This window comes from Thiorhodovibrio frisius (genome assembly GCF_033954835.1).
Classification (GTDB): domain Bacteria; phylum Pseudomonadota; class Gammaproteobacteria; order Chromatiales; family Chromatiaceae; genus Thiorhodovibrio; species Thiorhodovibrio frisius.
Genome location: NZ_CP121471.1, coordinates 3,766,220 through 3,790,476, shown reverse-complemented (window position 1 = coordinate 3,790,476; position 24,257 = coordinate 3,766,220). Strand labels below are relative to the sequence as shown.

Below are 24,257 nucleotides of genomic sequence, written 5' to 3'. Positions count from 1 at the left end.
GGGTCAGTCGGGTTATTGGGCCTTGCGTACGCGCAGATACCATTCGGACAGGAGCCGTACCTGCTTGGGTGTGTAGCCTTTTTCCACCATGCGGTCGACGAATTGCTCGTGCTTCTTCTTCTCGTCGGCTGATGCCTTGGTATTAAAGGAAATCACTGGCAGCAACTCCTCGGTGTTGGAGAACATTTTCTTCTCAATCACCACTCGCAGCTTTTCGTAGCTGGTCCAGCGCGGGTTGGAGCCCTTGTTATTGGCGCGCGCGCGCAGCACGAAGTTCACAATCTCGTTGCGGAAATCTTTGGGATTGGAGATACCTGCCGGTTTTTCGATTTTTTCGAGTTCCTCATTGAGCGCGCCGCGATTCATCATCTCGCCGGTGTCAGGATCACGATATTCCTGATCCTGAATCCAGAAATCGGCATAGGTGACATAGCGGTCGAAGATGTTCTGACCATACTCGGCATAGGATTCAAGATAGGCGGTTTGAAGTTCCTTGCCGATGAACTCTGCATAGCGTGGCGCCAGATATTGCTTCAAAAAGCCGAGATAACGATCCTGCACCTCGGGGGGCAAATGCTCGCGAATGACCTGGCGCTCTAACACGTAGAGCAAATGCACCGGATTGGCTGCGACTTCGCTATGGTCGAAGTTAAAAACTTGCGAGAGAATTTTAAAGGCAAAGCGGGTGGAAATGCCCGACATGCCTTCATCGACGCCGGCATAGTCGCGGTATTCTTGCACCGATTTGGCCTTGGGGTCGGTGTCTTTTAGATTCTCGCCGTCGTAAACCCGCATTTTGGAGAAAATGCTCGAGTTCTCGGGCTCTTTCATGCGCGTCAACACCGAGAACTGTGACATCATCTCAAGCGTTCCCGGCGCGCAAGGAGCATGATTGAGCGAGCTGTTGTATAGCAGCTTCTGGTAAATCTGCTTTTCCTCGGTCACCCGCAGGCAATAGGGCACTTTCACGATATAAACGCGATCAAGGAACGCCTCGTTGTTTTTGTTGTTGCGGAAGCTTTGCCATTCCGACTCATTGCTGTGGGCGAGAATAATCCCCTGGAAGGGTAGGGCGGAGAGACCCTCGGTCGGGTTGTAATTGCCTTCTTGTGTCGCCGTCAGCAGCGGGTGCAGTACTTTGATCGGCGCTTTGAACATCTCGACGAATTCCATCAATCCCTGATTGGCTCGGCACAGGGCGCCCGAGTAGGCATAGGCATCGGCATCGTGCTGGGCGAAATGTTCGAGCTTGCGAATATCCACCTTGCCGACCAGGGAGGAAATATCCTGATTGTTTTCATCGCCGGGCTCGGTCTTGGCGATTGCCACCTGTTCGAGAATGGACGGATAGAGCTTAACGACCTTGAACTGGGTAATGTCGCCGTTGTATTCCTGCAAGCGCTTTACCGCCCAGGGCGACATGATGGTGCGTAGATAGCGGATCGGGATGCCGTAGTCTTCCTCGAGAATTGGGCCGTCTTCCTGTGGTGAGAACAGGCTGAGGGGGGACTCAAATACCGGCGAGCCTTTGATGGCATAAAAAGGCACCTGCTCCATCAGTTCTTTGAGTTTCTCGGCGAGCGACGACTTGCCGCCGCCAACGGGGCCGAGCAGATAGAGAATCTGCTTGCGCTCCTCAAGCCCCTGAGCCGCGTGCTTAAGATAAGACACCAGCTGCTCGATGGACTCTTCCATGCCGAAGAAATCGCGGAATGCCGGGTAGCGGCGAATCACTTTGTTCTGAAAAATCCGGCTCAGGCGCGGATCATCATGGGTGTCGACCAATTCGGGCTCACCGATGGCGTTCAGCAGCCGCTCGGGCGCGCCGGCATAGGTCAGCGGATCGCGCTTGCACAGATCCAGATACTCATTCAGCGTCATCTCCTCTTCGCGCGAGGACTCATACCTGGCTCGGTAACGCTCGAAAATCGACATCGATGGAACCTCCGTGGATCGATCAGCAGTTACACCGAAACCCTTTGAGATTTCGGCTCGTTCTGGGCCGGGTGACGGCCACGGGGGACGCCGTGAATACTTCCCTGTAGGCTTCCCGGCGGCGTCCCTGATCCAATCAATGGCCGCCGAGACCCCGTGGCCGTCACCAGACCCATAACCGAAAACCATCAGTTTGCGATAGGTCTATCCCAGTTTTCCACAATGAGGGTGGCCACCCCTTCTCACGAGCCCGCGAAGCGATTATTTTTGACCGCAGGTGGCTGGCGTGGGTTCAGCGGCGCAAATTACTCCCAATCTCTCAGGGCCAATCTCTCAGGGCCAATCTCTCAGGGGTAGCGGCAACCCCGTCAATTCTCTGAGCCGAGGATGCATCATGATGTTCGACGTGCGGGTACAGCTTCAGACATTCGATCCCGAGCAGGAGCAGCGCGCTTTGCGCGAGGCCCTGCCGGGCATCGGCGCAATGGTCAGCTTTGTCGGCATTTTAAGGGATTTGAACCATGGGCAGGCGGTGCACGAAATGGTTCTGGAACACTACCCCGGCATGACCGAAAAGGTGCTACATCAACTGCTTGAGGAGGCCCGCGCCCGCTGGTCGCTCGCGGGCGGGCGCATTATTCACCGGGTCGGTGCACTGCATCCTACCGATGCCATTGTGCTGGTGGTGACCGCCAGTACCCACCGCAGCGACGCCTTCCGTGCCTGCGAATTCCTCATCGACGCCCTCAAAACCCAAGCTCCGTTCTGGAAACGCGAACTCACGCCAGCAGGCCCCCGCTGGGTCCAAACTCGCGAGCAAGACGCGCTGTCAGCTGCGCGGTGGAAATCAGGCTGAGCGGATATCTGTTTCCATGAGGCGCTTCAATCAGTCGGGTACCTTGCGGTAGTGTCCATTGAAGGTGACGTTCAAGCCACCGCATTGGCCATTGTCATCGCTCACGGAGATGGCGTTTTGCGCCAGCCTGATCATCAGGCGGCAGCCATAGGCACCGCCTTCGGCGAAGTCAATCAGCTTGCCATCCAAGGTGGCGGTTCCCTCGAAAGAGCCGGTGCGGGCGTTCAGGCCCGCGCCTGTCTGTAGTGCCAGGACTGCGTTGCCATCGACCTGAACTGTTCCGTCGCCAAGTGAGCGGATGCGGATATCGGCAGAGTTCTGGTCTGGCTGGCCGTCCACCCGCCGGCTGTATTGACCGCTGATGCCAGCGTCCACCTGGTCGTCAGTGGTAACCTGCTCGAGTTGCTCAAGTCTCGTGCGGTAAAGGCTAATCAGACAGTCGCTGGTGGAGCAAGTGTCGCGCTGGTTGCTCAGCCAGTCACGCTGGCTAGCGCGAAGTGCTGCGGCCTTGCTGGTCTTGCGCAAGGCAGCCCGATAGCTGCGGGTTAAAGCATCATCGAGCCTTGAGAGTGCCGGATCGGCGCAGATGGTCTTCTCGACCCAGCTCTGGGCCTTGGCGCAATCGAAACCAGCCGCAGACACCTGAGCAGCGGCGATGACAAGACCAAGGACGAGTGTTTGAAGCGAAAATATCTTCATTCTGTGTCACTCGCAAGGAATGTGTCCAAAAAAGGTCGATTGGCCGACACAATCAGACCCGCGCCACCCTAAGTGTCATAGCCCCGGCCACCCCGGAGAATGGATCTGCTGGGTTAGGGTAACAGCAGGAAATTCTGCGGCAATTCTGCAGGAAAATAACTGCCGTGCACAAGTAAACTGGCCTGGTGGCGCAGTCTCTCGCCAAATTCCAGGCTAACGCGCTGGATAGAATCAAGCAAGGCCCGATTGTTTGGATATGGGGCCTAAGTCAGGTCTTGAAAAAGGCCACCAGCTCGCTCAGCCGCGCTGCCATCTCGGCGAGTTGCCCACTGGCCTCGGCCGTCTGGCGTGCGCCATTGGCGGTTTGATGGGTCTCGTCGCTAATTCCGGTGATGTTGCGGTTGATCTCCTCGGCAACCGCAGATTGCTCTTCTGCGGCGCTGGCAGTTTGCATGTTCATCTCGCTGATGCGCGAGGTGGCGGTGCCGATGTTGTGCAGCGCGTTGCCCGCTTCGCCGGCATGCGCCACGGCTTTGGTGGAAGCCTCGTTGCCGCTCTGCATCGTGGCGACGACCCGCCGGGTCGAGTCTTGCAGTTGGTGAATCATGTGCTCGATGTTGGTGGTGGAATCGCTGGTGCGGGCGGCCAGGGTGCGCACCTCATCGGCCACGACGGCGAAGCCGCGGCCCTGCTCGCCGGCGCGAGCAGCTTCAATTGCGGCATTCAGCGCCAGCAGATTGGTCTGATCGGCGATTGAGCGAATCACCTCCAGCACCGATCCGATCTCAGCGCTGCTCGACTCGACATCTGCCATCACGGTGGCGGCCTGGCGCACATGACCGGCCAGCTCTTCGATGGCGGAAATACTGCGCTGCACCACCTCGCTGCCTTGGTGGTTGGCGTTATCCGCCTCGCGCGCAGCCTCGGCCGCACCGGCGGCGTTGCGCGCGACTTCCTCCACCGTGGCGGCCATTTCATTCACGGCCGTGGCCAGCTCATCGATGCGATTCTGTTGGGTGTCGACACTGCGGCTGGTTTGCTCGGTGATGGCGGAGGTCTGTTCCGCCGCTGAGGAGAGCTCCTGACTGGTTTGGCGGATGTGCTCAACCATGTCGCGCAAGCGGTGCGCCATGCGCCCCATCGCGGCATAGACGCCGGTGTGCCGATCCGGGTCATCCAAGGTCATGGACAGATCGCCATTGGCGATGCCCTCACTGAGCTCGAGCATCTCCTCCGGCTCGCCGCCGAGCGGGCGGGTGATGCCGCGGGTGATGCGCAGGGCCACTGCCAGAATCGCCAGCAGGGCGGCGCCGAGCACCAGGGCGACCACCTTGATCTGGCGATTGACTGCGGCCATGGCCTCGGTCTCGTCGATCTCCGCCACCAGCGCCCAGCGTGTCCCTTCCACCTCGAGCGGGGCATAGGCTGAGAGGACCGGATTGTTGTTGTAATCGGCGATCACTTGCGTCCCGCTCTTGCCCGCCAGCGCTTCCTTGGTCGCTTGGGTCAGCACGCCGTTTTTATCGACCGTTCCGGCAAAAGAGGCGGCGACGCTGCGGCCCTTGGGGTCGAGGAAAGAGTCCGAGCGCATGCGATGATCGGGGCCGACCAGATAGGACTCGCCGGTCTCACCCATGCCGTCGCGAATGGCCATGATGCGGTTGATCGGCTCCAGCGGCAGTTGCAGGGCCACCACCAGCTCGGTCTGGCCATCGTATACGATCGGCTGTGCAATAAAGCCTGCGGGCTGGTCGTTGCTAGGCGCATAAGGGGCATAGTCAGCAAAGCCGTATTCCCCGCTTTGCAAGACTTGGCCGAACAACTCGCCGAGGTTGCTGCGGGCATAAGGCCCGTCGCTCAGGTTGGTCTCGTAATCCGGCTCTTTGGCCACGGTGTAGAAGACGTAACCATCGGGATTGACCAACAGCAGGTCGTAGTAGCCGTACTGGTCGATGTATTTGCGGTAAAAGTCCTCGCCGGCCAATTGCGGGCTGAAGGCTTCGGCCACGTCAATCTCGGCGAGAATGGCCCAATGCAGTCCGGCCACATTCAGCGGGGCATAGGCGGACAGCACCGGGTGGCCGTCATAGCCCTTTATGACGCGGGTGTCGGCCTGACCGCCGAAAGCCTCGCGCGTCGCTTCTGTATCGACCTGTCCCTGCTCCGGATGACGGAAGGAGGCATCGACGCTGCGACCGTCGGCATCGATAAAGGCATCGGAGCGCATCAGCCCATCTTCCCCGACCAGATAGGTTTCCCCGGTTTTGCCGAGGCCCGCGCGTTCACCCATGATGGCGTTGAGCCGGTCGATCGGGAACTGAAAGATAGCCACTCCAAGGCGCTGATCGCCGTTGAAGATGGGCGTGGCGACAAAGCCGGCAGGGGCCTCGTAGGATGGCGTATAGCGCGCGAAATCGACCAGCACCACCTCCCCAGGGGGTGCCGCATCGGCGCGGCGGAAGGCATCGGCAAAGTTGGTCTCGGCGTATGGGCCGTCCATCAGCGAGGTGGCGTAGTCCAGCTCCTTGAACACCGAATACACGATCTCGCCACTGCCGCTATTGACCAAAAAGATGTCGTAGTACCCAAAGGCCTCCAGATAACTGCGAATCCACGGATGAAAGCGCCGATGCAGTGCGCTATAGGCCGAGCCGTCGCTTGCGGCATCAAGGCGGTGTTTCTCGCCCAGCGGGTGGGAGTTGTCGCCGATATAGAGGTTTTGCAGGGCCAGGGTAGCGCCCGGCAGCGGATCGAGCAGCGCCTGCCAGTCCGGCGGGCTGCCGTTCAGCTCCGCATAGCGTTCAGCAAAGGGGCCCTGGTAGTAGTCGGCCAAGGCGGCACGCAGGCGCTCAACCTCGCCGGGAACAGCCGCCACCGCCTCGCCCTGCTCCGCAAAAGCCCCGGTGAAACCTTGCATCGCCTCCACGATCATGCCGTCTGAGGCAAAGGTGCGGGACTGATTCAGCACGTCCGTCAGGTAGCGCTCCACTGCGGCGCGCTTGATCTCGCGCACAGCGGTCAAGCGGTGAAAGGCCTCGCTGCGCAGCGTACCGATCAGATCGACCAGCACGCCCATGTCGCCCTTGCGCTCTTCAAAATAGCGTTCAATCTGGGCCTGCTTGATCCCGCGGATCGACTCCAGACGACTGAACGCGCCATCCTCCAGCGCCCCCGCCGCGTTCCAGGTGGTAATGACAGTGACCACCGTCGCCGGCAGAATGCCCACCAGCAGAAAGGAAAGTAACAAACGGTAACGCAAGGGCAAACGGCGAACTGATGCGTGAGTCATTGTCTTGCAAGCTCTGATTGTCTGAGGGAAAGCCAGGAGAATCCGATACACAAGAGGCCAGGAATCCAATAAGTCCCATAAAGAGTGTAGCTTATGCGAAGGTTTTGCGATTGACTATCATGAATCCGCAAAGCGCTGCCGGTTGCATCGGTTCCGCTGTCAGCAGCCATCCCCCGTTCGCTGACCTGCCGTTTTACTCACTGTCAACTCCCGGTGATTGCGTTTATCCTATCCGGGGTTCTAGCCGCATATCCCAAAGAGAAAGCGCAAGATGTCTTCTGATATCCTCGGTTTTTCCACCGCAGATATTCATCGCGATCCCTTTCTGTGGCACAACGCCATTCATCCCGACGACCGCCCCGCATCAAGGCCGCCATCGACGCCTTTGCCGACGGTGACTCCATAGGCCCCGTTCGCAGTCAACAAAGGTTTTGACGCTGATGCAACAACCTGTCCTTAAGCTCGGTAGCGCGCTGCTGACCGCTGCCCTGCTCGCCGGCTGCGCCGGCAGCGCGCGCCAACTGATGCCGACCCCGACCCTGTACCAGCTTCCAGGCGGCCAGGCGGTGTTCGAGCCGGCCGTGGAGGCGCGTCAGAGTCTCGGGCAAAGTCAGGACATTGATCTCCTTTATGTTACCGACCGCGCTCCGCCAACGCCCGCAGAGCTCGAGGCGCAAGCCAAGGACGAGACGCCGCTTCCTTACGGCCAAGGACGTGCCCGGCACATCGCCTTCGGCTCCGCCCAGGTACAGATGGTCCCGGCGTTGGGCTGGAACACGCTGCGCGAGCAGAGCCAGCTTGCGGAGCGCACCGAGGAGGTCAATCTTGAACTCGGTCAGGTGCGGGAGTTGGGGGTCTATCCGGAAGAGCCCTACTCGGTGATCAGGGGCGACGACGGCAAGGTCCTGCGCGACCGTGCTGAGCTTGCGCGCCACTTCAATGCCAAGGCTGCGCTCCAGGGCGAGGTGGAGCGCAGGCTTGCTGCGGTGCCGAAGAAAGAGCTCATGCTCTACGTGCACGGTTTCAACGAGACCTTCGCCACCGCCGCCTTTACTGCTGCGGAGCTGTGCCACTTCCTCGGCCGCGAGCAGGTCTGCGCCTTCTTCACCTGGCCGGCCTCCACCACCGGCAACTTCCTGATCTCCTACACCACCACCACAGAATCGGCCGATTACGCAGTCGCGCATCTCAAGAAGACCATCCGCACCCTCGCGAGTACCCCGGGGCTCGAGCGGCTGCAAATCCTTGCCCATAGCCGCGGCACGGCCCTAACCTTGCGCGCCGTGAGCGAACTGGTGACGGAGGCCATCGCCGCCGGCAAGGAGCCTGTGGATCTTTACAAAATCGACAATCTGGTGCTGCTGTCGCCGGACATTGACGTCGATATCGCCGCTCAGCAGATCACCGGCTTCCTCTCCGATCCAGAGCTGATGACGGTCTGGCCCGAGGGGCGGCTGCCGCGCGCGATCAATGGCCGCTTGACCATTTATGCCTCGCCGGAGGACCGCGCCCTGCTGGTTTCCCGCATCCTCTTTCGCAGTCGCAACCGCGTCGGTCAGCTCCGCACCGAGGACATTCCTGACAGTGCCCAGCGCTATTTCGAGGCCGTCGGGCGCATCGACCTGATTTCCTACGAGGGTAAGCGCACGGATCTGTTCGGCCACTCCTACTTCACCACCAATCCGCAGGTGAGCTCCGATCTGATCGAATTGATCCGTTACGGCAAAAAGTTGGGGCAGCCGGGGCGGGAGCTGGTCAAGACCGGCCGGGTGACTTGGACGTTTCCAGCGGATGGGCCATGATGACAAGCGCGCAGGCGAGGCCGATCTGCGGCGGCTGCTTGCTGCTATTGATCCCCTTCGGCAGACTTCGGCTCGCCACCGGGCTGCGGACAGCAACAAGATCGATTCGGACTCCATGCCATCGACACCGTCGGTATCGTGCATGCAATGCTCTTGCGCATCCAGGCGCTGCTGTTGCCGGTCAAGACCCTGGTCTTCGGGGGCATTAACTGCGAGCTGGCCGCCGACTGCACGGATCACGTCTCGTGACGGCTCAGAAAGGCTTCGAGCTCGGTGGCCGGCAGGGGGCGCGAAAACAGGTAGCCTTGGCCATAGGCGCAGTCGAGATCGCTTAGGAGCTGTCGTTGCACGGCGTTTTCGATACCTTCGGCCACTACCTGCAAGCTCAGTTCATGACACATCGCCATGATCGCCCGGATCAGTGTCCGGTCACGTTCCTGTTCGACCATGTCGCGCACGAACGCGCGGTCGATTTTGACCGTGTCCACGGGAAAGTTCTTAAGATAGGACAGCGATGAATACCCGGTGCCGAAATCATCCAGATACACCTTGAACCCCAAGGCACGCACCGCTTTCAGCCAGGCGGCGACAGATTCGATCTCGCTCGCAAACAGGCTTTCCGTGATCTCCAAGACCAAGGATTCTGGCTCCAGCCCCAGGCGGCTGACGAGCTGACTCAGCCAGTCCGGATGAACGCCGTCTGGGATCTGGCGCGTGGAGACATTCACCGAGGCATAGAGCACCCAACCCCGGCGCTGCCAGTCGCCAAGCTGACGACAGGCCGTTTCGATGACCCAGGTGCCGATGGCCTGAATGAGTCCGGAAGACTCGGCGATGGGAATGAAGGTATCGGGGCTGATGGCGCCAAACTCGGGATGCTGCCAGCGCAACAGACATTCGACACCTTGGGGTTGGCCGCTGCCGAGGTCCACGATGGGCTGGTAATACAGCTCCAGCTCGCCACGCTCCAGCGCCTGTTTCAGATCCACTTCCAGACGATGGCGCTCGAGCAGCTCGCGTCCCATGGCCTCCGTGAAAAAACGCACCTGGCGTCCGCCATGTTCCTTGGCGCGCGACATGGCGATCATGGCATTGCGCAGCACGATCTCTACGCCGTCACCATCATCGGGGAACAGACCGATGCCAATGCTCACGCCAATCTCGGCACGCGCCTCCTCCAGGGTAAAGGGTTGCGACAGGGCTTCGAGGAGCCGACAGGCCAGGCGTTCGGTCTCTTCATAGTCGGCTTGATCCACGATCATGAGCACGAACTCATCGCCACCAATCCGCGCGGCGGTGTCGATGTCACGAATCTCAGCCGCAAGCCGCGCGGCGACCTGTTGCAACAGTAGGTCGCCGCGGATGTAGCCCATGGCTTCATTGACGGGCTTGAACCTGTCCAGACTGATGCACAAGAGACTCAGTCGACGCCCATTGCGTCGATGATCCTTGAGCGCCATCTCGAGCCGCTCCAGAAGCAGGGAGCGATTGGCCAGCCCGGTCAATGCGTCATAGTTGCCACGATCACGGATTTCCTTCTCCGTAAGCTGACGCCGGGTGATATTGCTCCATTGCGACACATAGCCGGTCACCTTGCCGTCATGGTCGCGAATCGCGGTGATCGTCTCCCACTGTGGAACGATGGAGCGATTCTTGTGCCGGTTCCAGATCTCGCCTTCCCAGTACCCATTGCTCAACAGCTCGCGCCAGAGTGTTTGGTAGAACTCGGGCGCGTGATGTCCCGACTTAAACAGCCGTGGCGTTTGGCCGATCACCTCATCGGCGGTAAAACCAGTGATGTTGGTGAAGGCGGAATTGACTCGCCGGATCACGCCATCCGCGTCGGTCAGGACGATGCCCTCACCGCTCACCTCAAACAGGGTGGCCGCCTCCTGCAATTGCTGGTTTTGAGTTCGCAGAGCCTGTTGCAGGGCATGCAAGTGCAGATGGGTCGCGACCCGCGCCAGCACTTCATCGACCTGAAAGGGCTTGCTCACATAATCGACCCCGCCGGCGGCGAAGGCGCGTACTTTGTCCTCCGCGTCGTGCAGGGCACTGATGAAGATCACCGGCACATCGCGGGTGAGCGGGTCGGCTTTGAGCCGGGCGCAGACCTCATAGCCATTCATGCCCGGCATCATGATATCGAGCAAGATCAAATCGGGCACTTCGGACAGGGCCGCGCGCACGGCCAGCTCACCACTGGAGAGCGGACGGACCTCGTAGCGCTTGGCGGAGAGAATGGTCTTGAGAATTCCGAGATTCTCCGCAATGTCGTCGACGACCAAAATGCTGGCGGGCTTGTTCTCGTCCATTCCTTATGCCTCTTGCTTCTGGGCAGCGATCCAGTCCAGAACGCGCTGATAGTCATAGTTTTCGATCCAATGCCGCAGATCCTCGCTCAGCGCTGCGTTCTGCTCGGGCAGTTCCGCCAAGAGATCGATGGCCCGATCCGGTTTGGCGCGAATGAGGGTCTGCTCCAAGGTCGAGAGCCAGGCGACCGGGAGCGGGCCGGCCGCAGGGACTGGCGGCGTGTCGGTCGCAGAGATCGACGCGTTCGGCTCGGTTCTCATCCACACCAGCGGCAGATGCCTCTGAAGCACCTGAAACAGCAGATTATTGTCCACGGGTTTGGATAGAAAGTCACGGCAGCCGCCCGCCAAACATTCGCGACGGTCTTCCTCAAAGGCCCGTGCGGTGAGGGCGATAATGCATTGATTCTGTTCGCCGAGTCGAGAGAGGATGATGCGCGTGGCCGCCAGACCGTCCAGATTCGGCATCATCATGTCCATGAGAATCAGATCGAAATCCGACTCAGCGGTCATCGCTACCGCCTGCTCGCCGTCGGCCGCCGCCGTGACGCCAAAGCCCAAGGACACTAATTGGTGTTCAAGCAACAGGCGATTGGTCGGTTCGTCATCCACCACCAGGATGCGCAACGGCTCGTGCCGATCATCGGTGCGCCGATAGCCATTGATCTGGACTGCATCGGACGTCAAGACCGGCGGCGGAAGCTCTGACTCTAGCACGGGTGCTGGAATGGAGAGGGTTACGCAACTGCCGCGTCCTTCTTGGCTGTCCAATTCAATGTGCCCGCCCATATTGCTGACAAGCGAGCGGCTGATGGCGAGGCCCAGGCCGGTGCCCTGCTGTTTTTGATGCGCCTCGCCAGCCTGGATGAAAGGCTCAAACACTGCCTCGCGCATGGCTGCGGGAATGCCAATGCCGGTATCGGTCACCTGAAGAATCAAAGCGCCCGCCTGATAATTGGCCTCCAGGCTGACCTCCCCCCGTTCAGTGAATTTCACCGCATTACCGAGCAGATTCATGCATATCTGCCGCAGGCGCTTGGCATCCAACTCCACAATCTTGGGCAAGACGCCTGCCCGATAGCGGAAGGCGAGCCCCTTTTCGTTGGCGCGTAACTGGAAGGGCTCGCATAATTCCCTCAACACATCTTGTAACCGACAGGGAGTCGGCAAGCATTCCAGGTAGCCGGCCTCGATTTTCGCTAGATCCAGGACATCATTGATCAACGTCAGCAGATGATCGCCGCTACGATTAATAATGTCGATGCCTTGCTGCTGCATCTCAGTGAGCGTCGCATCGCGCTGGAGGATCTGCGCATACCCGAGAACGGCATTCAGCGGGGTGCGCAATTCATGGCTCATGTTGGCGAGAAATGCGCTCTTGGCCTGATTGGCGCTTTCCGCAGCCTCCTTGGCGAGGCGCAGATCTTCAGCGGCCAGCTTACGCTCGGTGATGTCCTCGACAAGACCTTCGATCGAAGTCACCTTGCCCGCCTCATCCTTGGCCGGTTTGGAAATGACCAAGATTGTGCCGATTTGACCATCCGGTCGATGGAACTCGATCTCCCAGGGCGGCAGTGCCTCGCCGCTCTGCAGTACGTAGGCAAGATTCGCCCAGGCGAGCTCAAGGGATTCCGGCAGCCAATCGACGACATCCGCGAAACTTTGCCCGATGCATTCGGCCTGAGTCAGACCGAAGACCCGTTCGACGTTTTTGCTCACATTGGTGAGGATGCCATGTTCGTCATGGGCATAGACGATAAACTGACCGCCGATGTCATCGACCAGACGCTGATACTTGGCGTGGCTCCGACGCAAGGCGATCTCGGCCTGTTTCCGGTCGGTGAAGTCGCGCGTGACGATAGTGCTGCCGATGAAACGCCCCCTGTCGTCATAACGCGCTGAAACGCTGGCATTGAACCAGCGCCCATCACCTTCAGGCAACGGCATGAAATATTCGAATTGTTGCGCGCGCTGACCGCGAATCGCCTTGATGGCGTCATCCAGTTTCGCGTAGATCGCTGGCGGCAGCACCTCGGAACACGGCTTGCCAAGAAATTGCTCGGGAGGCATCAAGAGTCGCCGTTCATCTTGATAGTAGGCATCGATAAAGCGCTGCTCGGTATCGAGCACGAAGACCAGATCCTCCATCGAAGCCAAGATCGAGCGCAGGCGCTCCCCGGTTTCCTGTAATTGCCCCTCGGCGTGTTTGCGTTGCCTGATTTGACGGGCGAGCTGATGGTTCCAATACAGGATCGCCAAAATGACCAGCAACCCAATGCCGGTCACCCGCCACAGCAAGCCGTAGTCGATTTCCCGGGCTGTGACCACATCGCGCCACATCCATTTCTTACTGATCTCGATGCGTTCCTCCGGGGTAATGGCGGCAATCGCGAGGTTCAGCAGAGGCACCAGGCGCGCGTGCTCCTGACTCACCATGATTTGCAGCTTGAACATCAGGTCGGTGACCCCGGACAGCAGCACCTCGGGGTCGTTGCGCGCGGCGATTTGATATTGCAGGACGGGCAAAATATCCACCGCTGCGAAGGCCTCGCCAGCAGCGACTGCGGCAATCGCGGCGCGGGTATCGCGTACCGGCAGAAACTCGATTCCGGGGTAGCGGGCCTTGAGCAAGTGGTAGGCGCTGTAATTCTTGCCCACCGCCACAACCTGGCCTTGCAGCGTTGCGGCATCGGTGATGAAACCGCTGTCGCGACGCATGGCAATGGCGATGGGATAGCCTTCGTAACTGTCGGTGAACAGCGCGTAGGCCTCGCGCGGGCTGACGCGGGTCGTGCTGGCAAAGATGTCCACCTCCCCCTGCCGCATGGATTGCAACACCTCGGCAAAATCCACCGGCGCCAAGGTGTCTTCTTTTAATCGCAGCTTATGTTTCACCAGTGCCCAATAATCCTCGCTCATACCCACCACCCGGCCATCGTTGCCGATGAAGCTCAATGGTGGCCAACCCCGGGCCGTGGCGCGCCGAAAGAGCGTGGTATCAAGGTAGTCGCGCTCCCGCGCTGACAGCTGAAGGCGGCCCTCGTCGCTGAGCTTGAGGGTTGACACGAGCGTCGGCGGCAAGCCACCCCATTTATCGAGGATCGCGTCAATCTCGCGCGGACCAATCGCCTCCAGTGCTTTGTCGATGATGCTGAGCAGTAAGGGATATTCCTTGCGAATGGAATAGCGCAGATCCACTTCGCTACCGGGGATACTGAAGGCAATCTCGAGATCAGGAAACAGATCCTCGCGAATGGTCAGCAGCAGACTGATGCTCGAGATGGCCGCGTCCACTTCGCCCTTGAGCAATGCCGTGGCAATCGCCTGATTGGAGGAAAAGGACACCGGCACGATCTCCGGCCAGCGTTGAAGCGTCTTGAGCTCGGCCAGATTACCGTCCAGGTAGCCGACGCGTTGACCGGACAGATCCTCCATGCGCGTCACGGAGGCGCCGTCGCGTGCGTAGACATAGCGCGAGAGGCGATAAGGACTCTTGCTGAACAGAAAGGTCTCCGCCCGCTCGGGATGCTTGGCCGATAACGCCAGCCCGTACAGCTCGCCCTGCTCGGCTTGCCGCACCATCTCCGACCACTCGCCCAAGACAAGACGGATATTGGCGCCGGTCAGCACCTTGATACGTGCCAGGATGTCAGGCTCGATGCCGACGGCCTCGCCACTGCTGGTCGTCTGGACGTAAGGCGTCCAGGTTCGCGCGGTGCCAATCAGGATATCCGGGTTGGCCGCCAGCCAGGCGCGTTCCTCGGCACTCAACTCGACAGTGGGCTGGCGCGTCTCTTCGGCGATGCATGTCCAGGCCATGCTGGACAGAACAGCAAGACAGAGCGCCCAAACAATGTTCTTGCATCGATCTGGTTTGATCATGACTGCTACACACAAAGCCTGAGATCAGGCAACCTGAGCAGCGGCCAGATATCCCGCCTTGCGCTGTTCATAACGCTCCACCATCAAAAGAATCCGAACCTGGAAGTCTGTAATTAATGCATCGGCCAGATATCTCGGTCAGGCTGATACCTGGTGGGTTGCAACGGGATACTGCACGATGAAGTCATCTGTGGTCATCAGCGTCAGCCCTTCAACCATGGCTTGCGCAATTAAAATGCGGTCGAATGGGTCTTTGTGAATTCTGGGCAAATTTTGAACCATGAGCGTATGGCGACTATTGATGGGTAGTTCGCGGTAGCCATTGTCGAGCAGACCGCGACGGAGTGCGTGCGCATCGACCTGAAAATCCTTGCGGCCAAGCCCGAGCTTGATCACCACTTCCCAAAGATTGACCGCGCTGAAATACAACAGATTCTCCGGCGCCTCAAGGACAGTGCGCGTCTGGTTCGGGAGTCGCGCCGAGTCGCCTGCGGTCCAGAGAAGAATCTGGGTATCAAGTAACAGCCTCACGGCTGCTCTGCGAATAGGGCCAGGATGGCATCCTCACCCATGCGGTTGAAATCATCGGGAACACTGATCTGCCCCGCCATGAAGCCAACACGCCGCGGAACAACAGGCTCGCCGAGGGGCACTACCTTGACCATCGGGCGTCCCGCCTTGGCAATGACGAAGGGATCGCCGCCGGCCGCTTTCTCAACAAGTTGGGACAGATGAGTTTTTGCTTCGTGTATATTAACAGTGTGCATGGCCTTGCCATCAAACTAAACTCGATGAACTTAGTCTAGGTCGGCGGTCCCACCCCGTCAATGCAGACCCCAAAGACAATTCAGAATACCTTTTTAGCTGTCATGGTTCGCTCATCGAGAACGACTAACGCCCGAGACGGCCGCGACAATCGGGGTATTGATCCACATCGAAGTCCAGGGCGACCCCGAAAGCGGCTTCGGTGAACGGAGTTCGTCTACCAATACCGACTGTGGGATCATTACGGGATGGACGTTGTCACCATCTGGGTCGCAATGCTGTCCGCTTCCCGGGATAGCTGCCCGATAGTTGCCGCAGCTGCCAGTGACTCGGTAGCGACAGAAGTGGTTTTCTATCGGTGGCGGGGCGACAGCAGCAAAGGGTCGGGAGCGATCGCGATAAGGCCCATTGAGTTTGTCGGGTAGTCGCCCTTCTCCAGGCAAATTGAGGCCATTACCGGTCTTTACGCCAGACCACACACCAAAGCGCGCGGCCTATTGCCGCGAACGCTCGGCCGCCTGGATGACGGCGACGTTGGCCTGCTCCAGTGGGGTCAGAGTGACCGTCTGTTTAGGGCTGGGCTGATACCAATCGGCGGCCTGAAAGTGCTTCTGCCAGCGCGCGGAGCGAAAGACATGGCCGTGACGGGCATAGATTTCGTTGCGCATCTCCGCCAGATCTTCGGTGGCGATGTTTTCCAGCTCTTGGGGGTCGATGCGTCGCACGGAGGCACCCGGAAAGCGCCCTGGCGGCAGGTCCCAGGCGTTTGGTGAAATCCAGTAGGGCTCGGTCATGCCGGGCCAGGCACCATAGGCATACATCAGGTAGGCGTCGGCACCGGCATGGCGCGCTTCCGGCGTGGCGGTGGGGAACCAGGTCACGACGATGTCGCGGTTTGGTGCGAAATTTGTGATTTCCGTCCTCAGACGACCATCGGCATCGCGGTGCAGGTCATTCAGGCCAGCGACCACGATGACCTCGCGCTGCGCGGCCGTGCTCGGCTCGATGGTCAGGGAGAAGCGCTCGATGGCGCCGGTCCAGGTGTTGGCTGTGGTCAGAACATAGCGTACCGCCCAGACGGTGCCCCAGCCGCCGATGTCGCTCGGTCCCCAGACCGATCCGCCGGGTACGGGCTCGTAACGGTGGACGACCTCCAACGGGCGGTCGGCCGGAAAGGTCTGGCGGCGATAGTGGCGGATGCGCTGGACCCAGTTTGCATGCAGCTCATCGCCGAACTGGCGCACCGCGCCCAGGTCCAGCAATTCCTGGCGCGCGGACGGCGACAGGCTATTCAAGCGCGCCTGGACAGGCTCGGCCTCAAGGAGGTCGAGCAGCCCAAGACGTGCCAGTGTGTCAGTGATCTCGGGCGTGCCCCGAGCAGGGGTGCAGCTCTGGGTGTCCCAGTCGTAATCGGCGCAGCAGCGCTGCTCGGCGGCACCGGTGTCGATCCAGCCACCACCCCGGCAGGCGAAGGCGCGGCGCTCGCTCTGATAGGTCACCGGCTGGCCATCAACCTCGGTGCGGAACGACAGAGCGGCGAGCTCCGACGGCGTCGTGCCGGCGGCCTCGTGCGGATCACCGGGGGCGATGTCGGGCAGAGGAAAGGCGACCAGCGCCTCGACCGGATGGCCGCTGCGGTTCTCGAATCGATAAACCACCTTGATCCGGTCGCTGGCGATGGTCAGATCCTCGCGCGCGATGTGCAAGCCGTCCGGGGCCTCCACGAACACGAGTCCGCCGGCGCCCTTCTCGGCAAAGCCGTCGTTGGCTTGTGCTGCGCCCAGGATGGTTATGGCGATGAAACCCGCCAGCCAGGAGCGTCTGCTCGTTCGTGCTTGGTGGGCAATCGTCATTTCAGCTTGGAGTCGTGTCGTCATGATGAACAGCAAAGGTTTGAAACATTATGCCAACTCGTTGAAGAAATTATCGCGCTGTACAAAGCAGATCACAAGCCACTTCCTCCGGTGACATCGGGAAGAGACTTTGTCAATTTGCTGCAATGTGCCGCTTGAATTGCATTTTCAGAGCTTTTGATGATGGCGTGTCACGTTTTGGCAATGACGAAGGGATCGTGTAAGGCAGCTCACTTCATTGCGCGGATGCGCTGGGCGTTGTCGGCCCGCTCCTGCTCTGGTAGTGGGACCAGGCCATGGTCGACCAGGTAGCCTTCCTCTCCTGCTGCTGCCGGGCTGAGCAGCTCTTCGAGAAAGCGGCGTAGTCCTGGTATTCCCGCGAGTTGCTCGGATTTGACGTAGATGAACAGTGGGCGGGACAGCGGGTAGTGGCCGGTGTAGATGCTGTCTAAGTCCGGGGCGATGCCGTCGATGGTGGCGGCGTTGAGCTGGTCGCGGTTCTGGTCGTAGTAACTGAAGCCAAGAATCCCGACCGCCCCGTTTGAACCGGCCACTTTGCGCACGATCAGATTGTCGTTCTCGCCCGATGCGACATACTGACCGTCTTCGCGGATGGCGCCGCAGGCGGTGCGGAAACGCGCGGGGTCACTGGACTCGAGCGCGCTGAGCTGGGGGACGCGGCGGCAACCCGGCTCGAGCGCGAGCTTGATCAGCAGATCGTAAGTGCCGGAGGTGGGTGGCGGGCCGTAGACCTGGATTGGCGCCTCGGGCAAGGCGGGGTTGATCTGATTCCAGCGCTGATAGGGGTTTTCGATCAAGGTCCCGGTATCGGCATCGGTATCGGTATCGGCTGGGTCCGGCACCTCGCGCGCCAGGGCCAGATAGAGGTCTTCTCGGCTCAGCTCGAGCGACAGATCCCTGGGCGTGACCAAGGTGATCCCGTCGCTGCCAAAGCGTAGCTGTAGCAACTCGCCGACACCGTGCGTCTGGCACCAGGACAGCTCCTCAGGCGTCATCTCGCGAGACATGAGCGCGACATCGACCTCATCGGCACCGAGGCCGTGACAAAAGAACTTGGCCCCGCCGCCGCTGCCCCAGGCTTCGATTCGCGGCGTTTTGAAGTCTTGATCCTGCCCCACCTGTTCGGCCACGACTGTCGCGAACGGGAACACGGTCGAAGAGCCAACCGCCCAAGGGTAATCGCGCGCCTGGCAGAATGCGCCGGGCAGCGCCGTTATGGCGAACAGCGCCAGCAGCATGGGTAGGCGGGTGGGTCTCATGGTTCCTCCTGATGGTCAGGCGCGGTCTCTGGCAAGTAATTGTCATCGGAATCGCCCATCGCAGCTTCAAAGCGGCCGGTGCGCACCAACCGGTTATACACCGCCATCAGCGGCTCGACGGGATAGGTCAGTGGCAGCATCTCTGCGCCTGAGCGGGTGAGCACGCCGACTTTGTTCGGATTCGCGCCAAACAGCACGAAATGCTGCTTGATGCCACCGGCGTCGCTCCACACCGCCTCGTCGGCCGAGCGCGGCGTATGGCCGACGATGAAGGGCGTCTGCGCGGCCACGTCGAGATGTTTGCGTAGCCGGCGCACATCGCTGGCGCCATAACCGTCGGGCTTATTGGAATGGCGCGGACGCAGCCGGGTGAGCTGTAGCTGGAGCTTCGGCTTGCGGCGGGCATTAATCAGGTCCGCGCGCGAATATTTCATGGTCGGCGCGCCGGCATGGCAGCAGATGTAATCCGCCGAGTAGGCGATGTAGGGTAGCCGATTGTAAAGGCGGTGCATTGCATCGCGGTAGCGCTTGCCGCGCTGGTCGTGCAGCGCCTGCTCCCACACCAGCCCCTGCGGGACGCCGCCCTTGGCAATATCCTCGGCAAAGCTGTCGTGATTGCCGCGCAGATAGAACACCCGATCCGGAAACTGCACCTTGAGGCGAAAGATCAAATCCATCAGCCACATGGAGGTCTCCATCTCGGCTTCCCGACCTGGCTCGTCGGGATGTGCGGCGTCGCCGAGCAGGATCAGCACCGCGCGGCCCTGCGTGAGCGCGTCGAGAAAGTCGTTTTGGGTCAGCACCACCAGCAGGTTGTCGATGCAGGCATGCAGGTCGCCGACGATGATCGGAATCGCCTGGCTTGGCAGGCGCAAGACACTGCCGGGGCGGTCGTCGCGGCCGGCCAGTCGATGGGGCTCGCAGCGCATGATCGCAATCACCTGCTCGAGCAAGTCGAGCGCCGCCGCGCGCGGGGGCTCCTCAATGGGCGCCTGCAGCAGATCGGCGAGCGCCCTGAGCTTGTCTTGGCGCCATCGCGCCATGCGCTCGATGGACTGACGATCAGTCAGCGGCGCAATGCTCACGCCCCGGCTCGGCGCGCGGTTCTTGAACGACAGCCCTTTTTCGTTCAGCTTCAGCCGCAGGTGCTTGTCGGCCACGCCATCGGGGTAGTCGAGCAGTTGCTGCTGAGCCGCGTTCTTGCGCCCCAGGGTGAGCGAGGCGCCACGCCGCAAGCGCAAAAACCCGCTGACGGAGGAGAAGAACCGCGCCGGGTCGAACAGCAGATACTGCCCGTTATGGACAAACTGCCCATCGGCGGTGACGACGATTTCCGGACTGAGCTCCAGGGTGCAGCCATCCTCGCCGCCGAGGTGGATTTGCAGCGGCACTTTGGGCTCGGGCACGCGGATCTTCTTCTCACCGAGGGGCAGGACGGCCTCAAGCGCCTGTTCATCGCTGTCTTCCATGTCCTGAATCAGCTCATAGAAGAAGCGTAGAAATTTATTGCTGGCTTCAGGCGCGAGCATCTTCGCTCCTGATTGATTGGGCGCCAGCCTGATCGCCTGATTGGCCACCTGACTGGTCGCCTGCTTGATCGCCTGACTGGCCGCACAACCGCAGCGGTCGACCAAGAAGCCGCTGTCGCACATAGACCTGCATGCCGTGTCTGTGAAACAGCGCCAGGACGGCGCAGTAGAGGGCGACCTGGGTGCGGATCTGCTCAAGGTCGATGCGTTCATCCACCGGATGCGTCCCTTCCCGGGCCCGCACGCAGCGATCGGCGTAGATGCGCTCGGGCGGCGGCAGCAGGAACTCAAAGACGAAGCGCCCCAGCCAGTCGACGGAAAACAAATGGCGCTTGGGGCGCGGCAGCTGCACCCGCGACGGATCGAGCACCAGGGTCTTCCAGTCACGCTGCCAGGCCTCGTCGAACAGCGCAATGGCACCTTGATGGCCCACGAAGGGCAGGCCCAGATGCACTTCCCGGGGCCGCATGGCCAGGGTTTCCGCCCGCCACCAGCCGCGCCGGGTCAGGTCGACAAAACCTTCCTCCGGCCAGCCGCCGAGCTGACGCACTAGCGTGGATTTGCCCGCACCCGGGGGACCGGTCACGATAATCTGGCTGAAGCGAACCGCTTGGGCGAGCGGCACCTCGCGGACCACGCGCACCTCGGTCACCGGCTCGAGCAGCAGGCCCGGCAGCGATGTGACGCGACACCCGGACTTATGCTCATGGGCCGGCTGCGGGCTAGCGGGCAAGGGTAAGCCCCTCCCGGATCAAGCGGGCCTGAGCGCAAGCGATTGGACTGCGGCCTGGCTTCAACCGAAAATCGCCTTAAAGATGAAGAAGAAGATCGCCGCCAGCAGGGCACCGGCCGGCAGGGTCACCAGCCAGGACACGAAAATATTGCCAATCACCCGCATGTCCAGCGCGCCGATGCCGCGGGCCAGTCCGACCCCCATTACGGCACCGACCGCGATATGGGTGGTCGACACCGGCAGCCCGGTTTTTGAGGCCAGCACCACGGTGGCCGCCGCCGCCAGGGTGGCACAGTAGCCGCGCGTCGGGGTCAGCTCGGTAATGCGCACGCCGATGGTCTGCATCACCCGATAGCCCATGGTTGCCAGGCCGACCACAATGCCAATCCCACCAAGCCCCAGAATCCACAGCGGCAGCGCCGATTCTTGCCCGACTTGACCGCCACTTTGCACAATCGAGACCACGGCCGCCATCGGCCCGATACCATTGGCCACGTCGTTGGAGCCATGGGCAAAGGCCATCGCACAAGCGGTAAAGAGCATCATGGGTGCAAAGACACGCTCGACACTGGCGAAATGGAAGTCACGATCAGCCGAGACGTTGGGTTGCACCCGATCGATCATCAGCTTGCCGGCGATGGCGACCAGCAGACCGATCACCGTGGCGACCATCAGGCTTTGGAGGTTGGTCAGATGCAGATCGAGATGCTTGAGTCCCTTAAACAGGGAGACCAGGCTGACGATCCAGCCGACCAGAAACAGGTAAAACGGCCCCCAGCGCTTGGCACTCAAGAAGGGATTGTCGCTGGTAAAGATCAGCTCGCGAATGCTCAGCATCAGCAGCCAGGCGATGAGTCCGCCCAGCAGTGGAGAGAGAATCCAACTGATGGCAATCTGCCCAATGGCCGCCCACTGCACCGCATCGACACCAATACCTGCCACGCCAAAGCCAACAATGGCGCCGACAATTGTATGGCTGGTCGACACCGGCCAGCCACGGCTGGTCGCGATCATCAGCCAGATGGCGGCGGCAAGCAGCGCCGCGAGCATGCCGTAGACCAGCAACTCGGGCGTCTGGGCGATGGGTCCGGGATCGATAATGCCCTTGCGGATGGTCGCGGTCACATTGCCACCCGCGATCAGAGCTCCGGCAAACTCAAAAATCGCGGCGATGAGAATTGCCTGCCGGATGCTGATGGCCCCGGAGCCGACCGAGGTGCCCATGGCATTGGCGACATCGTTGGCGCCAATCCCCCAGGTCATGTAGAGCCCAAAGACAATGGCAAGAACGAGAAAGAGGGTGCCGTGGGTGGCGATGATTTCCATGGTTGTTTTAGAACCCAGTCACATGCGGAGACAGACGCGGCGGCCAGATGAGCCAGCCAGCGACCAGCTAGCAAAGCAGCCGGCGATTGCAGTTAGAGACGACATCAGCGTGCGATCAGCAGCAGCAGGCGCTCCCCCACCTTCTCGGCATTATCCGCCAGATTACCGATCCATTGGATCAATTGGTACCAGAGCATCACCGATACCGGGTCCATGGTTTGCTCATGCTGAAAAAGTGTCTGTAACAGGCGGGTCACAAGTGCGTCGGTCTCGGTTTCGGTTTGATTCAACTGCGCAATCATCGCCTCCACCCGCGCCGCCTCCGGTCCACGAAAGCCGGTCTCGATCAGCTCGTCAAGCTCATCGATAATAGCCCGCGCCTGACCACAGGCCTCAACACAGCGCTGGACCAGTTCTCGCAGACCCTCGCGCATGCTCTCCAAGACCTTCAGCTCACGCTGGGTCAAAAGCCCGGCGATATCCTGGGACACATCGGCGATCCTATCCTGCACCTCCAGGATGGCCAGCAGATCGCGTCGATCCACTGGCAGAAACAGGCTCTTGGGCAAATGCAAGCGCACATCGTTCTTGATGGCATCCGCCTCACTCTCCTTGGCGTCAATTGCTTCGCGCGCGGCCAGCAGCGCCGCCGCATCGCCGTCGATCAAGGCATCGAACAGCCCAGGGACGAGGCCCACGCAGTCATGGACCACAGCCATGTGCTGTCGCATGGGCTTGAACGGAGATCGCGCAAAGAGCGCCGAGAGTGGTGGAATGGCTTGCATGGACAAGGATTTTCTCCCGAATAAGAACATTTTGGCAGACAATCGCGCAGGCGGTTGATTTCCCTCATGTGTCGTAGTTCGCCGTCGCAGCCGGAAGCCGAACGGTTAGGGTCGTGCCCACATCCTCACTGCTCTCCATGGCGATGTCGCCATGCTGGGTCGATGCCATCAGCCGTGCTGAATAGGTGCCGAGTCCGGTGCCGCTGGACTTGCCGGCGGTGACGTACTTGTCGAAGAAGTGTTCGCGGATTGATGCCGGGACGGCGCCCTGGTTGTGGATGCTTGCCACCACCCATCCAGGGGCTGCGTCGGCGACGGTGACGGTGATCTGGCCTTGTTCTGGCGAGGCTTCGATGGCGTTCTTGATCAGGTTGCAAAAGAGCGAGTAGCAGAGCATTTCATCGCCCAAGAGGTGCCCGGCCTCACCTTCTGAGGCGATGCTGAGGTGCTTTTGCTGTACCTGGAAATCGAGATCGCGGGCCACACGTTGCAACAACGGCAGTAGCTCCACGGGTTGCGGGATTAACTCATAGCTGCCTTGCTCCATCTTATACAGATCCAGCGAGCGATTGATCATGTCGAGCATCTTCAGGCCGGCGCCATGAATGAGATCCATGCATTCGCGCTGCTCTTTATTGAGTTCCGGCTCATCGCGCAATAGGTCGGCAAAGCCAATCACCGGGTTCAGTGGCCCCTTGAGGTCGTGCCTGAGGATGCGGTCGACGTCATCGCGCAAGCGCGCGGCCGCGACCAGCTCCTCCACTTGCAGTGCAAGTTGGTGGCGGGCCTGCGCCAGGGCCAAATGGGTGGCGACCCGCACTTGCACCAAGGGGACCGAGATCGGCTTATGGATGTAGTCCACGGCGCCAAGCTCAAGCCCCTTGGTTTCGCTGTCCACGTCGGCCAGGGCGGTGAGGAAGAGCACCGGGATGTCGCGGGTGGCGGCGTCCGCCTTCAACTGTCGACAGACCTCATAGCCGTCGATCCCGGGCATCATAATGTCGAGCAGGATGATCGCCGGCGGCGGCTGCCGTCGTGCCACCTTTAGGGCCCGCTCACCGTCACGGGCGGCAGCTACGGAATAGCGGCCCGACAGTGCTGCCACCAGAATATCCAGATTCTCGGGGGTATCATCAACAATGAGTACAGTTGGGCGATGATTGTCACGCATCGATCTTCATCCTCTGTTATAGGTGTGACGTCAATGGAGG

Annotated in this window: 17 protein-coding genes; 3 read left to right on the top strand and 14 right to left on the bottom strand. The window is 60.5% G+C overall.

From position 1 onward, the window contains the following. Nucleotides 1-12 precede the first annotated feature (12 nt). Nucleotides 13-1,935: a PrkA family serine protein kinase gene (locus Thiofri_RS17305; protein WP_009147632.1), complete on the bottom strand. Its 1,923-nt coding sequence runs from the start codon at nt 1,933-1,935 to the stop codon at nt 13-15. A 394-nt stretch (nt 1,936-2,329) separates the two neighbouring features. Between Thiofri_RS17305 and Thiofri_RS17300 the strand changes: the two genes are divergently transcribed. After that, on the top strand, nt 2,330-2,791 hold the full coding sequence (locus Thiofri_RS17300) for a molybdenum cofactor biosynthesis protein MoaE (protein WP_009147633.1): 462 nt from the start codon (nt 2,330-2,332) through the stop codon (nt 2,789-2,791). Between the two features lie 30 nt (nt 2,792-2,821). Here Thiofri_RS17300 and Thiofri_RS17295 read toward each other — a convergent pair whose 3' ends face one another. Both Thiofri_RS17295 and Thiofri_RS17290 read right to left on the bottom strand, forming a co-directional pair. Next, nucleotides 2,822-3,490, bottom strand: coding sequence for a lysozyme inhibitor LprI family protein (locus Thiofri_RS17295; protein WP_009147634.1), 669 nt, complete (start codon nt 3,488-3,490; stop codon nt 2,822-2,824). A 268-nt stretch (nt 3,491-3,758) separates the two neighbouring features. Continuing rightward, nucleotides 3,759-6,779, bottom strand: coding sequence for a methyl-accepting chemotaxis protein (locus tag Thiofri_RS17290; RefSeq protein WP_009147635.1), 3,021 nt, complete (start codon nt 6,777-6,779; stop codon nt 3,759-3,761). A gap of 271 nt (nt 6,780-7,050) precedes the next feature. On the opposite strand from Thiofri_RS17290, the gene Thiofri_RS17285 reads away from it, so the two are divergent. Continuing rightward, entirely contained in the window at nt 7,051-7,185 is a 135-nt protein-coding gene (locus tag Thiofri_RS17285) for a PAS domain-containing protein (protein WP_143741807.1), read from the top strand. A gap of 34 nt (nt 7,186-7,219) precedes the next feature. After that, nucleotides 7,220-8,581 (top strand): alpha/beta hydrolase, encoded by a 1,362-nt coding sequence (locus Thiofri_RS17280; protein WP_009147636.1) that lies wholly within the window; start codon nt 7,220-7,222, stop codon nt 8,579-8,581. 236 nt (nt 8,582-8,817) lie between these two features. On the opposite strand, the gene Thiofri_RS17275 is transcribed toward Thiofri_RS17280, so the two are convergent. From Thiofri_RS17275 to Thiofri_RS17225, 11 genes are all read right to left on the bottom strand, one after another. Next, nucleotides 8,818-10,896, bottom strand: a complete 2,079-nt coding sequence (locus tag Thiofri_RS17275; RefSeq protein WP_009147637.1) for a putative bifunctional diguanylate cyclase/phosphodiesterase — start codon at nt 10,894-10,896, stop codon at nt 8,818-8,820. Nucleotides 10,897-10,899: 3 nt separating this feature from the next. Continuing rightward, nucleotides 10,900-14,775: a transporter substrate-binding domain-containing protein gene (locus Thiofri_RS17270; protein WP_009147638.1), complete on the bottom strand. Its 3,876-nt coding sequence runs from the start codon at nt 14,773-14,775 to the stop codon at nt 10,900-10,902. A 138-nt stretch (nt 14,776-14,913) separates the two neighbouring features. Beyond that, on the bottom strand, nt 14,914-15,306 hold the full coding sequence (locus Thiofri_RS17265) for a type II toxin-antitoxin system VapC family toxin (protein WP_009147639.1): 393 nt from the start codon (nt 15,304-15,306) through the stop codon (nt 14,914-14,916). Then, the gene (locus Thiofri_RS17260; protein WP_009147640.1) at nt 15,303-15,542 is read right to left on the bottom strand and encodes a type II toxin-antitoxin system Phd/YefM family antitoxin; all 240 of its coding nucleotides are present in this window, start codon (nt 15,540-15,542) and stop codon (nt 15,303-15,305) included. Before Thiofri_RS17260 ends, Thiofri_RS17265 begins: the two co-directional genes overlap by 4 nt. 492 nt (nt 15,543-16,034) lie before the next feature. Further along, nucleotides 16,035-17,393, bottom strand: a complete 1,359-nt coding sequence (locus tag Thiofri_RS17255) for a DUF4424 family protein (protein ID WP_009147641.1) — start codon at nt 17,391-17,393, stop codon at nt 16,035-16,037. A gap of 230 nt (nt 17,394-17,623) precedes the next feature. Beyond that, nucleotides 17,624-18,673, bottom strand: a complete 1,050-nt coding sequence (locus Thiofri_RS17250; protein ID WP_009147642.1) for a substrate-binding domain-containing protein — start codon at nt 18,671-18,673, stop codon at nt 17,624-17,626. After that, nucleotides 18,670-20,202, bottom strand: coding sequence for a metallophosphoesterase (locus Thiofri_RS17245; RefSeq protein ID WP_009147643.1), 1,533 nt, complete (start codon nt 20,200-20,202; stop codon nt 18,670-18,672). Before Thiofri_RS17245 ends, Thiofri_RS17250 begins: the two co-directional genes overlap by 4 nt. Next, on the bottom strand, nt 20,189-20,935 hold the full coding sequence (locus Thiofri_RS17240; RefSeq protein WP_009147644.1) for a serine/threonine protein phosphatase: 747 nt from the start codon (nt 20,933-20,935) through the stop codon (nt 20,189-20,191). The genes Thiofri_RS17245 and Thiofri_RS17240 overlap by 14 nt, the downstream gene beginning before the upstream one ends. A gap of 60 nt (nt 20,936-20,995) precedes the next feature. Further along, a complete protein-coding gene (locus Thiofri_RS17235; protein ID WP_009147645.1) occupies nt 20,996-22,261 on the bottom strand; it encodes an inorganic phosphate transporter in 1,266 nt (421 codons plus the stop codon). Nucleotides 22,262-22,365: 104 nt separating this feature from the next. Beyond that, the gene (locus Thiofri_RS17230) at nt 22,366-23,046 is read right to left on the bottom strand and encodes a TIGR00153 family protein (RefSeq protein ID WP_009147646.1); all 681 of its coding nucleotides are present in this window, start codon (nt 23,044-23,046) and stop codon (nt 22,366-22,368) included. A gap of 64 nt (nt 23,047-23,110) precedes the next feature. Next, nucleotides 23,111-24,217: a hybrid sensor histidine kinase/response regulator gene (locus Thiofri_RS17225; protein WP_009147647.1), complete on the bottom strand. Its 1,107-nt coding sequence runs from the start codon at nt 24,215-24,217 to the stop codon at nt 23,111-23,113. Nucleotides 24,218-24,257: the final 40 nt, after the last annotated feature.

Bases quoted from the DNA above. Each gene is read 5' to 3' on its own strand.
- Thiofri_RS17255 (WP_009147641.1), bottom strand. From the start codon at position 17,393: ATGACGATTGCCCACCAAGCACGAACGAGCAGACGCTCCTGGCTGGCG.
- Thiofri_RS17230 (WP_009147646.1), bottom strand. From the start codon at position 23,046: ATGCAAGCCATTCCACCACTCTCGGCGCTCTTTGCGCGATCTCCGTTC.
- Thiofri_RS17235 (WP_009147645.1), bottom strand. From the start codon at position 22,261: ATGGAAATCATCGCCACCCACGGCACCCTCTTTCTCGTTCTTGCCATT.
- Thiofri_RS17225 (WP_009147647.1), bottom strand. From the start codon at position 24,217: ATGCGTGACAATCATCGCCCAACTGTACTCATTGTTGATGATACCCCC.
- Thiofri_RS17280 (WP_009147636.1), top strand. From the start codon at position 7,220: ATGCAACAACCTGTCCTTAAGCTCGGTAGCGCGCTGCTGACCGCTGCC.
- Thiofri_RS17285 (WP_143741807.1), top strand. From the start codon at position 7,051: ATGTCTTCTGATATCCTCGGTTTTTCCACCGCAGATATTCATCGCGAT.
- Thiofri_RS17305 (WP_009147632.1), bottom strand. From the start codon at position 1,935: ATGTCGATTTTCGAGCGTTACCGAGCCAGGTATGAGTCCTCGCGCGAA.
- Thiofri_RS17300 (WP_009147633.1), top strand. From the start codon at position 2,330: ATGATGTTCGACGTGCGGGTACAGCTTCAGACATTCGATCCCGAGCAG.
- Thiofri_RS17245 (WP_009147643.1), bottom strand. From the start codon at position 20,202: ATGCTCGCGCCTGAAGCCAGCAATAAATTTCTACGCTTCTTCTATGAG.
- Thiofri_RS17295 (WP_009147634.1), bottom strand. From the start codon at position 3,490: ATGAAGATATTTTCGCTTCAAACACTCGTCCTTGGTCTTGTCATCGCC.
- Thiofri_RS17290 (WP_009147635.1), bottom strand. From the start codon at position 6,779: ATGACTCACGCATCAGTTCGCCGTTTGCCCTTGCGTTACCGTTTGTTA.
- Thiofri_RS17250 (WP_009147642.1), bottom strand. From the start codon at position 18,673: ATGAGACCCACCCGCCTACCCATGCTGCTGGCGCTGTTCGCCATAACG.
- Thiofri_RS17275 (WP_009147637.1), bottom strand. From the start codon at position 10,896: ATGGACGAGAACAAGCCCGCCAGCATTTTGGTCGTCGACGACATTGCG.
- Thiofri_RS17260 (WP_009147640.1), bottom strand. From the start codon at position 15,542: ATGCACACTGTTAATATACACGAAGCAAAAACTCATCTGTCCCAACTT.
- Thiofri_RS17270 (WP_009147638.1), bottom strand. From the start codon at position 14,775: ATGATCAAACCAGATCGATGCAAGAACATTGTTTGGGCGCTCTGTCTT.